The 13,370-nt window shown below is 35.3% G+C and carries 9 protein-coding genes and 4 pseudogenes; 1 reads left to right on the forward strand and 12 read right to left on the reverse strand.

The features are described from left to right. Window positions 1-199 precede the first annotated feature (199 nt). The 3 genes from AC1Q8N_RS03540 to AC1Q8N_RS03550 all read right to left on the reverse strand — a co-directional run bounded on the left by AC1Q8N_RS03540 (window position 200) and on the right by AC1Q8N_RS03550 (window position 2,223). Entirely contained in the window at window positions 200-697 is a 498-nt protein-coding gene (locus AC1Q8N_RS03540; RefSeq protein WP_048547056.1) for a DUF421 domain-containing protein, read from the reverse strand. Window positions 698-911: 214 nt separating this feature from the next. Beyond that, window positions 912-1,079 carry a hypothetical protein gene (locus AC1Q8N_RS03545; protein WP_048547055.1) on the reverse strand — a complete coding sequence of 56 codons (168 nt, stop codon included), beginning with the start codon at window positions 1,077-1,079 and terminating at the stop codon, window positions 912-914. Window positions 1,080-1,296: 217 nt separating this feature from the next. After that, window positions 1,297-2,223: a zinc-binding dehydrogenase gene (locus AC1Q8N_RS03550; RefSeq protein WP_098642387.1), complete on the reverse strand. Its 927-nt coding sequence runs from the start codon at window positions 2,221-2,223 to the stop codon at window positions 1,297-1,299. A gap of 111 nt (window positions 2,224-2,334) precedes the next feature. On the opposite strand from AC1Q8N_RS03550, the pseudogene AC1Q8N_RS03555 reads away from it, so the two are divergent. After that, window positions 2,335-2,577 (forward strand): annotated as a pseudogene (locus tag AC1Q8N_RS03555) (hypothetical protein). 27 nt (window positions 2,578-2,604) lie between these two features. Here AC1Q8N_RS03555 and AC1Q8N_RS03560 read toward each other — a convergent pair. From AC1Q8N_RS03560 to AC1Q8N_RS03600, 9 genes and pseudogenes are all read right to left on the reverse strand, one after another. Beyond that, on the reverse strand, window positions 2,605-2,808 hold the full coding sequence (locus AC1Q8N_RS03560) for a hypothetical protein (protein ID WP_048547052.1): 204 nt from the start codon (window positions 2,806-2,808) through the stop codon (window positions 2,605-2,607). A 283-nt stretch (window positions 2,809-3,091) separates the two neighbouring features. Next, a pseudogene (locus AC1Q8N_RS03565) lies at window positions 3,092-3,301 on the reverse strand (S-layer homology domain-containing protein); the annotation flags it as partial. A 222-nt stretch (window positions 3,302-3,523) separates the two neighbouring features. After that, window positions 3,524-5,608: a serine hydrolase domain-containing protein gene (locus AC1Q8N_RS03570; protein ID WP_098077218.1), complete on the reverse strand. Its 2,085-nt coding sequence runs from the start codon at window positions 5,606-5,608 to the stop codon at window positions 3,524-3,526. Between the two features lie 93 nt (window positions 5,609-5,701). Continuing rightward, window positions 5,702-6,868 (reverse strand): annotated as a pseudogene (locus AC1Q8N_RS03575) (serine hydrolase domain-containing protein). A gap of 908 nt (window positions 6,869-7,776) precedes the next feature. Next, window positions 7,777-8,946 (reverse strand): serine hydrolase domain-containing protein, encoded by a 1,170-nt coding sequence (locus AC1Q8N_RS03580; RefSeq protein WP_098077215.1) that lies wholly within the window; start codon window positions 8,944-8,946, stop codon window positions 7,777-7,779. 805 nt (window positions 8,947-9,751) lie between these two features. Beyond that, entirely contained in the window at window positions 9,752-10,384 is a 633-nt protein-coding gene (locus tag AC1Q8N_RS03585; RefSeq protein WP_048547050.1) for a type 1 glutamine amidotransferase family protein, read from the reverse strand. A 74-nt stretch (window positions 10,385-10,458) separates the two neighbouring features. Further along, window positions 10,459-11,421, reverse strand: a complete 963-nt coding sequence (locus AC1Q8N_RS03590) for a helix-turn-helix transcriptional regulator (protein ID WP_087985879.1) — start codon at window positions 11,419-11,421, stop codon at window positions 10,459-10,461. A gap of 96 nt (window positions 11,422-11,517) precedes the next feature. Next, window positions 11,518-11,795: pseudogene (locus AC1Q8N_RS03595) on the reverse strand (helix-turn-helix domain-containing protein); the annotation flags it as partial. Between the two features lie 91 nt (window positions 11,796-11,886). Then, the gene (locus tag AC1Q8N_RS03600; protein ID WP_098077210.1) at window positions 11,887-13,281 is read right to left on the reverse strand and encodes an aminotransferase-like domain-containing protein; all 1,395 of its coding nucleotides are present in this window, start codon (window positions 13,279-13,281) and stop codon (window positions 11,887-11,889) included. Between the last annotated feature and the right edge of the window lie 89 nt (window positions 13,282-13,370).

The raw sequence follows: 13,370 nt of genomic DNA on the forward strand, positions 1-13,370 counted from the left end.
CACATGAAAGACCTATTCATTGTAACGCTGCTTTTTTCACCACAGTCACTATAGGTCCATTGAATATAGCATATTAATAAGCCTATATCTAATTTAAAGATTGGTGTAAAATCCACTCTTTTTTATTAACCATTATGCTTTTCTAGAAAAACAAAAAAGCCAATACTTCCCTTGTGGTATTAGCTTTCCTCAAGAGAAATTACCTTTTTGTATTGTACTGATCTAATATTTTTTCTAACATTTCTAAAGTTATCGGTTGAGCTTTCTCTATTAATTGATAACCAATACGCCCATTCGGCTCAGCTGTAACTTGCTGCAAACTCTTTAAATCATGTATTCCTTTTTCTCTTAATTGCATATAAAGTTGTTGTTCAGACATTTTTGCCTTCATCAAGTTCGCTTTAATAATCTCTCCGTTTTCAACAATTACAAAGCTACTGCCATTTAGAAATTGTTCCGCCTTCCTTGATTTCAGTTCAAAGAAATGAATGATAAGAAGTACGCTTGCAAATATTACAGCTGCAAATATAGATGGGACTACTTTCCTACTTAATACAGGCTCTACAATAATACGCGCAATTGATACTACTATAATGATTTCAGCTCTTGTCATTTGGCTAACGGATTTACTGCCTGTCATTTTTAATGCAAGAATCCCAGTGAGAATTAAAATAATGCTTTCAACAATAATATGCATAATTGCCCAATCCTTTAATGGTAAATGTTATTAGCATTCCCATTTCATATAGCATTCTAAATGAACTTTAATTAAACTTTTTTGTGAAAATTAAAACTTACATATATAGAAAATGGATCTATTTAGCCCAACCTTTTTTCAATAAGGATTTGATGATCCATCTTCTAATGTCAAAAAAAACAAAAGCACCCAAATGGATGCGTATAGATTAAACTTATTCATTATTACTTTCTCCACTTTTATCATCAACTGATTTCGAGTCTAACATGCTACCTATATCAGGCGGTAAAGCTAACTCTATACCAGCTACTGGTTGATTATCTTCATTAAACCATTGTTTCTTAAATTTAATCAATTCTTCATTTTTCTTATTTTCATCCATATTACCCCGCCTTTTATGTACATGATATTAAATACCTTACTTAATATGTACATTGAGAAAGATAATATACTATTTGTACATAATGAAAAAGCAAAACCCCTTCCCTGTTTACACAACCCGTTGTACCTATTAAAAATCCCCGTACATTCTACTCCTCGTTTTGTTATCATATTAGTGACGAAATATAAGTGAGCTACGTGATAAGTACATGGTCATTTTATTTATATGAGACAAATACTTTTAAAGGAGTAATTATTCCTTCACTTAATTCCTCAAAACATTTTTTAAGTGCAGTATAATGAATTTCATGTTGAAAAATCTCTTCTATCCATGGCGTCTGTTCTATTTGACTAAAAAACCAATCTGCATGTTTTTGGTAATCATATCCATCACTTGAACCAATGATTTGCAATTCTTTTCGATAAAAGTCAGCGGTTAATGTTAGGTCTTCTATATTACCATCAGAAAGAATACATATCGCCCCATTACTATTAATAGCCTTTTGCAATGTGTGAAACCCTCTATTTGTAGCAGAACATTCTAAACCGTAATTATACGTATTTATAACTTTCTCTTCCAAATCAAAGAGATTTTTCGCACCAAACTTCTTTGCAAATTCCCTTCTATTTTTATTAGGCTCAACAACATCCACATGCTCAACACCTACATAGTATTTTAAAAAATAACAAGCGAGTAAACCAATCACTCCCATTCCAGTAATGAGTACTTTTTCATCCCGTCGCGGGTCTAGCTTCAATACCCCTTTAGCAGCATCACACGAAAGAATAGATAATAAAGCAACTTTAGATTTTATATAACTAGGCACTCGAATTACTTTATCCCCTTTAACTATTCCTACTGTTTCATGTCCATAAAAAGAAACTACTTTATCGCCTACTTTTAATTTTGTTACTTTATTACCAACTTGAATAACTTCACCATAACTTTCATATCCAGTCTTTCTTGGATAAAAAGGATTGGTATCTGTAACATCAGATCCATTATACTGCGGTAACTCTGCTCCAATACTTATTGCACCTGCAATTGTTTTAACGATAATTTCATCATCCTGTATAGACTTAATTTCGCGCGCTTCCCACTTAAGCCTTTTTTGTCCTTCTAAAACTAATTTATTTTGTTCCATTTATAACCCTCTCATTTTATAAAAATATATTCTCACTAAATTTCAAACAATGTATAATAGATTCATCTAAAATTTAAGCTATAAAGTTGGCTAGCAACCAACAGTGATAATATGATAATTGAATTTGATGGATACAGAATGAATGAGTATGCTATTGGCCGTAACTATTCTCTAAACGAATTAAGAACAATGTATTTACATGTAAAAAATGAAGAGATATCTAATGAAGATCTTCTAAGCTTATTTTGTGTATAGTACCATTATGAAAAAATTCCAAAATTACTACAAGAAGTCATCACGAGCGATGTTGTCATTGATTTATATACGGACTATATTTATATCCCTAATAGATAACAGGAAGCTAGATGAAATGAATAGAAATTAGGATTCAGCTAAGTGTTTAATAAAATAAGTGACTGCCCAAATTAATGTCGCAAATTGAGTGACAAAATACATTGTCCATTCAAAACCATTTAATTTTCTCTCTCGTCTTACCTTTTTTAAGTATCTGTAAAATATAAATGTACTAAAGAACATAAGTAACAACGATAATTGTTGTAAATCATCGACTATACGTACCCCCATAGACTCGATTACCCTCCTATTCAAAGTAAATGCTATACTTTAAGGATATCATTTATTGGTAGTTTATTTCCATTTAAAACAATTATGTCCTAAACAAAAAGAGCACTCAATAATTGAGTGCTCTAAAAAGTATTAACGTAACACTTTTCTTCTACTTTTTATAACTCAGTTCTATCACTTCGGTATATGATTACTATCATATTTCCTTGTATAGGGGTAACGTCACATGCCCATCAACTTAAGAATTCCGAATTACCCCAAAACAAAAAAATGAGCTTTTTTGCTACAAGTTAGCACAAAATTTCGTTCTGGGGGTATTTACTCTTCTTAGCTTGATAGCGATGTGGTAGGACCCTATATTTGACTCTTTTTCTACACCTAGATATTCTAGAGTTCGTTCAAACATAAGTGCAGCCTGTTGACGTGTGAGTGTGCCATATGGCGTAAACTTAGTAGCTGAAACACCTCGGATAATTCCTGTATCGTATAGGGCTTGTACATCATAATACCGGCTGCGAACGTATTTACATCAAGAAGATTAATGGAGCAAATGATGATTGCCCTGAATTGGTATGATAGCTGTTTTTGCAGAGTTTGAGCGTGATATTATTCGTTGAAATTCTCTTCTTAAAGATAATATGTAAATACAAACAAAACCAGCAAAACACCGTTCCTATTTCGTACTGGTTTTGTTGAAGTCCATCTTGAATTGTAGCTAGTTCAACGTAATTGCAAATTCTGAATTCGGTGCCCCAGCAATTACAACCGTTCCATTTTTCGGCAGTTTTACTTTGTTATTGCCGCTCACGATGGTAAAGTTGACGCATACTCCATTCTCATCATACACCGCGAACGCACCCTTTGATGGCAATGTCACGGTCATCCTTTTTCCTGCTGCCGCTTGCGGGATCGTAAACCATTTAGCATGCCCATTTGCTTGCAGCGTAACTTTGGATGATTGGCCAGCATCAAGTGGTTTTACGTTGGTTCCACTTACGTATAACAACCCGGCCATTTCCATATATTCATTGCCGCCTTCTGTATAGAAATGCGTTTCCGTCGTATCACGGCCATTCATCACGGGGATTTGGAGCTGATGCGTCGCGGTGTTCGGACCTGTAATTTTTCTGCCCTCCCAATAGCCCGCCAGGCCTTCCTTACGAGTAATTTGTGTGGTAATAAGTTTCGGTTGTACGAGATATTCAATAGAACTAAATTTCTCATTCACGAGATAGAATTTAACACCTTCCCGCTTCGCCCATGCGGCAGCGGTTTTCTTCGATAGCACATTGTCTTCTAGTTTCTCGGCTAAATAGTGAGTCATCACACCTTGCCCTAAGTCTGGTGTCGATTTATATGTGCTCTCCCTCAAATAAGTTCTTCCATTCTTCTCGGTGACAAAGTTGAGCTTAGAAGTACCCTTCTCATTAATAAAGCTTCCATCCGCAGTATATACATATGTTTCTTCTTGATTAGATGGTAAGAACAGTTCTCCATTCTTCGTAATTTCAATTTTGAAATGAGTTTCGCTATTTCCATAAAATCCCGCTTTCTTTGCCACGTCTTGAGGCATCTTGACCTTAACCGGCTTTCCAAAAGATTTGTTAGGCTTGATGTTCTTAATTGTACCCTTCTCTTTAAGCGTGGCGAGCAGCAATTCCGTTGCCAGCAGTTGATTTGTAGAGCTTCGTCCACCGGATGACAACACAGCCGCTGCCATTTTCTGTTCCGGAAGCACAACCAGTATAGCATGTTGCAGTGCCGTGTCGCCGCCCTTAGCCAAGCCTTTTATCCCATATTCACTGAATGGGTATAGTTTCACACTATCCCAGCCAAGACCATAGTTAAAAATATTATCTCCATCCCCCGGCCACATTCCTTTTTTATATTCCTCTTGCTCCATCGCCTTGACTACCTTATCAGAGAGGATCCCTTTTCCCTGTCCTATAAATAATTGTGAGAATCGTACCATATCTTCTGCCGTGGAAGAGACCCCTCCCGTACCAATCACATTCACAGATTCAATTGGAAGCTGCCCATGGTACGCCGGAAAATAAAGTCCAGCCCGCTTTTCGTCTCTCCATTTGTCCTGCGGCGTTTTTGTATGATTCATCTTTAAGGGTTCTGTAAACCATTGATGTAGAAATTTGGTAAAGCTCATACCGCTGACTCTTTCCACCAAAATTTCGGCCAGCGTAAAGCCATCGTTGCAGTATACCGAGAACGCGCCAGGGTCTGCTTTCAGGCTCTGGTTGGACAATTGCTGCAACAAGAAATCATGGGAATAGGTATCATTATCGTTAAATAAAAATGCATTACTTAACGTTGAACCTTGCAAGCCAGAGGAGTGATTCAACAGCATACGCGGGGTAATGCGTTTGTACCGCACATCTTTCATATTAAAATCAGGAACATAGTTGACCACAGGAGCATCCAAATCGACTTTTCCTTCGTCGACCAATTTCATTACAGCCGCTGTTGCATACATTTTACTGACTGAACCAATCCCGTATAGAGTATCTTTGGTTAGTGGCTGTTCCCCTTCCATATCGTTCTTTCCAGCCTGCCCCGACAAAGTAAGCTTGCCATTATCAATTAGCGCATACTGCACGCTAGTCGTCCCATGGGACTTCGTAAGTAGCGCAGCCTTCTCTGCTGCAATCTTCTTCAACTCTTGGCTAGCTACTTCTGCGTTAGATACAACTGTAGTCTTACTGTCAGAAAATGCTTTCGCCCCTGTTGGTAGAATCATAGTTAGCGCTAATGTAACGGCTAATACACCAGTTAGTTTATTTTTCATGAGGGAATTGCCTCCTTAGATAAGTAATCAATTTCATCATTTATTTGTTTAACTATGAAAATATGATAAAATTTATCTGTTCTTCCTTTTGGTTTACTTGCTAAATTCAGCAAGTAAAATATTTTTAAAAGGATCAGGACTATCAGCATTAAGGCTGTTCAAATTGACAGCTAATGTATGCTTGCCTCCAAGTGTGCCTCCAGCAAAAGTAACAAACCCTGGAATGCTACCTCCGTGTCCCCATATTGAGACACCGTTTGGAAGCTTAGCTTCATAGATTCCAAGACCATATCTGCCAAGTGCAGCTTCTCCTGTTGGAACTGTAGTAAGCATTTGTTTTAGTTGCTGTTCTTTTAGTAATTTACCCCCAAGTAAATAAGAGAAGAATTTGTTTAAATCATCAGCTGTAGAAATCATATCTCCGGCCGAGCTCCCCATACTTGGGTTATAATCAGTAACATCTTTTGGCTCACTTGCTCTGTCTAATTGGATATATCCACGGGCATGCTTGATTCCTGAAATCACGCTTGAATTTCCGGGTAAGAATGTATTCGATAATTCAAGTGGTTCAATAATTCGATTTTCAATTTCTTCCGCATAGCTGTTACCAGTTACTTTTTCAATAAGAATCCCTAGTAATACGTATCCTGTATTTGAATACGACCAGCTCTTTCCTGGAGCAAAATCTGGAGGCATGGATATTCCCATCTTTACTAATTCTTCAGCAGTATAAGGTTTTTTTGTATCCATGATATTAAAATCCTTTGACCTTGTGTAATTAGCGATACCACTTGTGTGGTTCAATAATTGCCGGATAGTAATCTATTTATCATCATATTCATTTCCTTGAATGACACCAGGCAACCATTTTTCAATAGAATCGTCTAGATTCAAGCGGTTTTCTCCTGCTAATTGAAGTATAACTGTTGCAGTGAACGTCTTTGTCACGCTGCCAATTCGGAATCGAAAATCTGTTTTCATTGGTTTCTTGGTACTTAGATCCGCTACCCCAGCTGCATAACTCCATGTTTTTCCACCCTTAGAAACTTTAGCAAGTATCCCCGGGAATCCAAGTTGCAATGTATCCCGCACTGCTTGCTTGACAGAATTACGATCTCGTTGAGTACTTGTTTGTACCGAACTAGATACACTTTGAGTAGGTTCTGCTTTTGCAATTAAGGTCGGCGTTGTGTATAACAGAGAACTTCCAGCTATTAAAAGGGCCAGACTTGCACATGTAATTTGACTACGTGTTTTCATAGGGCATTCCTCTCCTCTATTCATATTGTATAGGTGGTTTCTTGCTATTTCGTATTAACCACACAGCTACCATCTCCACCAATGAAAAAAGGTCAACATTGAATTCGTAATCATCTTCATATTTATTATTTTTACAAACGCTATTCTGTCCTGGGTAAATCCCTCTTTTTCCACACATATGTTAACCACATAAATTACTTCTTTTCCTTGAAACAGCCTTGTTACTGGTCTGTTTTTCATATATAAGTCATATCTGTTCCGCCTTTCACGCCTCTTTATATTTTTATCATACACAATGAAAATTTCTTTTTTCTTACCCATTTCTTACAAATTACTTACTTTCAGAATCGCTTTTATAATAGGATAGAAGGAACATCTGTGCCGTAAAGTTCAGTAAATATATTAATCAAAAAGAAACACAGTTTTTTTACTTCTGTGTTTCTTTTTACCATCCTTTTAAATATTAAGAGTCGATTTACCCTTAACAGGATGAATTCTGGCTCTTTTCTAATGTAATTTTTCTTCTTGCAATACAACACAAATGACATTGTGCTGCATGAAACACTCCTAACGTTGTTAAAACCACTGGTTTTTACGTCAAAATTTATTTAACTTAGGGCGGATACTCCATATCCATCAGCTTAAGAAAAATAAACGCCCTTAAAACGAAAAAATAAGTTACCTTCTCAAAGTAACTACCTGTAGAAAAAGAAAATGTTCATTTAGGAGATATATTAAAACCTTAGCTTGATAGTAATGTGGGGCTACCCCACATCCATCAACTTAAGGAGAATAAACGCCACCAAAACAAAAAAAGCCCCAAATTTTTCTCGAAAATAAGGTGGGGCTTTTGAACCAGAAAAGTATATTTTTAACTATGAAAACTACGGTAAATTTTCCCTTTTTTCCTACTTGCTAAATTCAGCAAGTAAAATATTTTTAAAAGGATTAGGACTGTCAGTTCTACCCAAACTATTCCAATTGACAACCAACGTATGCTTGCCTCCAAGTGTACCTCCAACAAGAGTTGTAAACCCTAGAATGCCACCTGTGTGTCCCCATATCGAGACACCGCTTGGAAGCTTAGTTTCATAGATTCCAAGACCATATCCATCGATTCCTTCTTTTCCTGTAGGAACTGTAGTAAGCATTTGTTTTAGTTGCTGTTCCTTCAGTAATTTGCCACCGAGCAAGTAAGAGAAGAATTTGTTTAAGTCGTCAGCAGTAGAAATCATATCTCCAGCCGAGCTACCTGCACTTGGGTTATAATAAGTAACGTCTTTTAGCTCACTTGCTCCGTCTGGTTGGGCATATCCACGGGCATGGTTAGTGCCTGGAATAACACTTGAATTGCCTGGTAGGAATGTATTCGACAATTCAAGTGGTTCAATAATCCGATTTTCAATCTCTTCCGCATAGCTGTTTCTGGTTACTTTTTCAATAAGAATGCCCAGTAATACGTATCCTGTGTTTGAATAAGACCAGCCCTTTCCTGGGGCAAAGTCTGGAGGCAAAGAAACACCCATCTTCACTAACTCTTCAGCCGTATACGATTTTTTTGTATCCGTAAAATCAGCGTCTTTTGACCTTGAGTATTCAGCGATACCACTTGTATGGTTCAATATATGCCGGATAGTAATCTTGTTACCATCATATCCATTTCCTTGAATGACACCAGGCAACCAGTCTTCGATGTAGTCGTCTAGATTCAGGCGATTCTCTCCAGCTAATTGAAGTACAACTGTTGCGGTGAACGTCTTCGTCACACTCCCAATGCGAAAGCGAAAATCTGTTTTCATTGGTTTCTTGGTTCTCAGATCCGCTATTCCAGAGGCATACCCCCACGTTTTTCCACCCTCAGAAGTTTTAGCCAGTATCCCCGGGTATCCAAGTTGCAATGTATCCCGCATTGCTTGCTTGACGGAAGTACGATCTCGTTGAGTATTTGTTTGTAACGAACTAGATACATTTTGAGTGGGCTCTGCTTTTACAATTGAGGTTGGTGTTGTATATAACAGGGAACTTCCAGCTATTAAAAGGGCCAGACTTGCACATGTAATTTGACTACGTATTTTCATAAGGCATTCCTCTCCTCTATTCATATTGTATAAGTGTTTGCTTACTGTTCCTTACTTCCTGACAAGACTTAGGGAAAGGCCCTCACGCATATAGATTAAAGCCCCAGTACAAAGGTATCTATCAATACCAACAATTTGAGCCGGTTAAATCTCCATCCCTTCTATTACAAAATTATTTAAAGGTATGAAAGCATATTATGTACCCTTATTTATTGTTAGGATTAACACAACATGAGACATAGCTCCAACCCATATTTTACTTTATTTACCCATAATATGTATTGAGAAAGAATGTAAATTCGAATCCTTTTCGTACCCCAACTATTGATCGTTTTTTTCACCTATTATAATTAGTTATTTAGAATTTCATAATAAAAAACTGTAAAAAAAATAACGAGTCCCTTAACGTACAGGAAGCGGTTGAAAAATATGTCTAAACGCACAATTTTCTTTTTTTTGATATGGTGACCCCATCGCAATCAAGCTAAGGTTTTGAAGTACCCACTAAATGAAATTTTTCTTTCTCTACAGTTAGTTATTTTAAGAAGTCAGCTCATATTTTTGTTTTTGCGGTGTTTACTTTTCTTAAGTTGATGGGTATGTAACGTCACGAAAATACGGATTTACAACGTTTAGGAATTTTCAATACTAAAAAGCCCAACTTCACCGTTAATTCATAGAGAAATTGGGCTTTTTCATTACTCCATAACCATTTTTAAGTTATATTTAAAAACCATGCTTTGACATTGTCTAGAGCATGGTAATTATTTAAACAAATATAAATCTGCTAAGTTGATTTTTCAGCTCAGCTATTTAATGAATTCATTAACTCGAAGAAGTATTCAGGTTTATGAGTCTTATTTAGGTTATACCATGCATGTAATGTATCTGGTGCAAATACATCTAATTTTTTCAGTACTTCCATCGCAAATTCCAGAGGAGCTATTCCTGATGCAGTAACTAAATTCGCATCAGATACCGCAGATCCCAACTCGTAGAACTTTTCTCCTTTATAGTTAGGACATACCATTTTAGTGTATTCTAAATTATTACTTGTATGCTTTCTAGTATCTAAGTATCCCATATTTGCAAGGGCCTCAGTTGCACCACAAATTGCAGCAACAATAGTACCAAACTTTAAAGCTTGGCCAACTCTTTCCAAGATAGGTTGATGAATCTCTTCACTCCAAGTAGTCCCTCCTGGTAAAATTAAAAGATCTTTACTCTCAAAAGTACATTCATCAAGGGAAATATCTGGTTTTATGCTCAATCCCCCCATAGTAGTAATCATTTCTTTATTAGCTCCTACTGTAATTACTTTTAAAGGTACTAAATCTTTTTTAAAATATCTTCCTGAATTTAGTTCGGTAATTAAATATCCATATTCCCAGTCCGACATTGTATTAAATACATATAGAAAAACTTTTTTTGTTTGCATCCCATATCACTCCAATCACAATTGATATGGATATTATAATATAACTTCCCTGACAGTTAACGTCAGGGAAGTTATCATACTTCATGAAATTTTATTAATTCCGACAGAACTTCAATAAGTCTTTTCTTAAGACTTATTGGCTCAATAACTTTAATAGATTTATTGTACGGTAAAAGTAAATAAGGTACATATGTATGTATCATATCTTTTTCAAGAAGAAAAACTGCTTTATTTGAAGTCCGCACTTGTAAATAATGTCCTAAAAACCAATGTTGGCAAATATCAGCCAATACACTTTTATCCCCACTAATAACCAAAGAAATAATCCCTTCCTTATCTTCTATAGTTGGAAGAAGGTTTTTTATAAAAAAGTCACGTGCTGAAAAATTTTCTGGCCGGTTAAACTTATTTTCGGTTAGTATTAAATTTTCAATTCGATCTACTCTAAAACTACGGATATCATTCCTAAGATGACAAAATCCAATTACATACCACTTATTATTCCAATAGATAATTCTGTACGGATCGACCAATCTATAATTTAATTGCTTTTTCCCACTTTTATAATAAAGAATTTTTACTGAATACCCATCAGTTACGGCCTGCTCCAACTCCTTCAAAAAATGTTCCATAGAGGATGAACTAAATCGACTTATTACTTCTAGACTACTTAAATGTCGGTTTATCTTTGCTTCCTGCTCTTGATTTGAGTATTTACTTAGTTTTGAAATGGCCCTATTTAATGCTTCACCTCCATAATATCCGGCTTCTTCTGCAAAAACAGCAGCGTGAAATAGTGAAGTTTGCTCCTCAAAATCAAAGAAAAGAGGAGCCTCAATAAAATTGTTCAATAAAGTGTATCCACCGTTATGTCCTGGTTCTGAAATTATAGGTACACCACTTGTTGAAATTGTATCAATATAGCGATACACAGTCCTTATATTCATCTCTAACTTTTCTGAAATTTGTTTTGCAGTAATTTTTTTACCTGAGCGAAGCATCCATAGAATCGCTAACATATTATCAATTTTAGGCATGTAATTCCACCTCTCTATGGAATTTATCCCTTATTATATATTTCTGATTTTTAGTATAACTCATCAACTGTTCCTTTCCGATAGCTTTCTACATAATTAGGCCCTAGACACATTTGTAATTTCACAAATTTGATTTACATTCATATCTACCTCTTCATAAAGCTTTACTGCATAATTCATTCCTGCATGATTTTTATGATATTTCTTTAACCAACCTTTAAATTTTCCTTCTTTCTTATTCAGTTCAATCCCTTTATGTTTCCGCCTACGGATCAGATCACGTTCTAATTGCTTTACACCCGCTATAACCCCGTAATTAAGAATTGGCTGTAGGGATTATCTTCTGATAAATCTAGCCATGTATCTTTTAAGGATTATAATTATCATCTTTATTATAATATGCAGTCGCAACAATATTCTCAATTATTATAGCGATACACACAAACAAGAGAATTATTTTGCGCCTCACAACAAACCTCCTTTTTCATTTTTTTCTTTTTTAAATTGAAAGGTTGTACGCTCCACTTGTTTGATTTCCTCAATTACTTTACGAATTCCTACTTCAATCCTATCTTCCTTCACATTCGTTACGTTTAACTTTAATAGTCTTTCTTTCGGAAAACCTCTCACATAATTTTTATCAATTGTATCAATACTTATTTGTTTTTCACTTAGTCTTTGGAAAAACATTTCTGAAATACTCGTTTTATGTAATTCTAAACAAGTGTGGATTCCAATTGCATTTTGCTTTGTATATGTAAATAAAAGCGGGTTTTCATTATGCATTCTTTCTAATGTTTCTGCTAATTTTTTAGATCTATCGTGATAGGAAGATTTAATTTTATTTTTATGACGTTCAAACATGCCACTCTTTATATAAATTTCTAAAGCAGCTTGGGATATCATAGGGCTATCGATATCTAAAATCTTTTTATATTTATGGAAATCATTTGCAATGGATGGCGGAATGACCGCAACTCCAACTCGTAAACCTGGAAAAATAATCTTTGAATAACTTTTCAAATATATGACATGATTCCCATTATCCAAGCTATATAATGGATCTGCTTTTGAATCCGTTTCTAAATCTGCTAAATAATCATCTTCCACTATAAATACATTATATTTCTTAGCCAATAACACGATTTTTTCTTTCTCATCTTTAGAATAAGAAGTTCCGAGCGGATGATGATATCTTGGTATTGTATAAAAGAATTTTATTTTACCTGTTCGAAAAATACGTTCCAATTCATTTAAGTCAATCCCTTCATTCGTACGTTTAATACCGATTACAGGAATTTTGTTTATTTCTAGATATTCAATATATAGATGATATGTTGGTTGTTCAATTAATATCGTTTCATTTTCATTTGGAAATGGTATAGAAGTTAATATTGCAAGTGCCTGCTGTACACCAGACGTTATAAAAATATTTTCTTCTTTAGTGAAGACTTGATAGTTTGCTAATTGTTTTTGAATGACTGGAATTAAAGACGGTAAACCTTTCGGCGTGCCATATACAAACAAGTCATTTTTATATGTATCAATGGCTTTATTAATACAATGTTGAAAATCTAAATATGGAAAAACATCTGGATCTGGTGCTGAGGAAGCAAAATCAATTATCTCGTTATTTTCTATAGTACTCCCTGATTTTCGAACAACGTAGTATCCACTTTGAGGGACGGAATAAATAATATGACGCTTTTCTAATTCATGTAGTGCCCGTATAACTGTCGCCTTATTACATTCATATTGCGTAACAAGTGATCGTATAGACGGTAATTTCTTTCCTTCTTTTATCACTCCATGTTGAATCATGTTTTCTATATCATTAAAAATATGTAAATACTTATACATTATTTCACTCCCTTATGCAAGGACTTAAAAAGATTCCTCATTCTCAAGCAAACAGAAATACATCCCTTCTATCACTTTAAATTTTAACA

This window comes from Bacillus sp. GW823-FHT06B01, assembly GCF_058952315.1.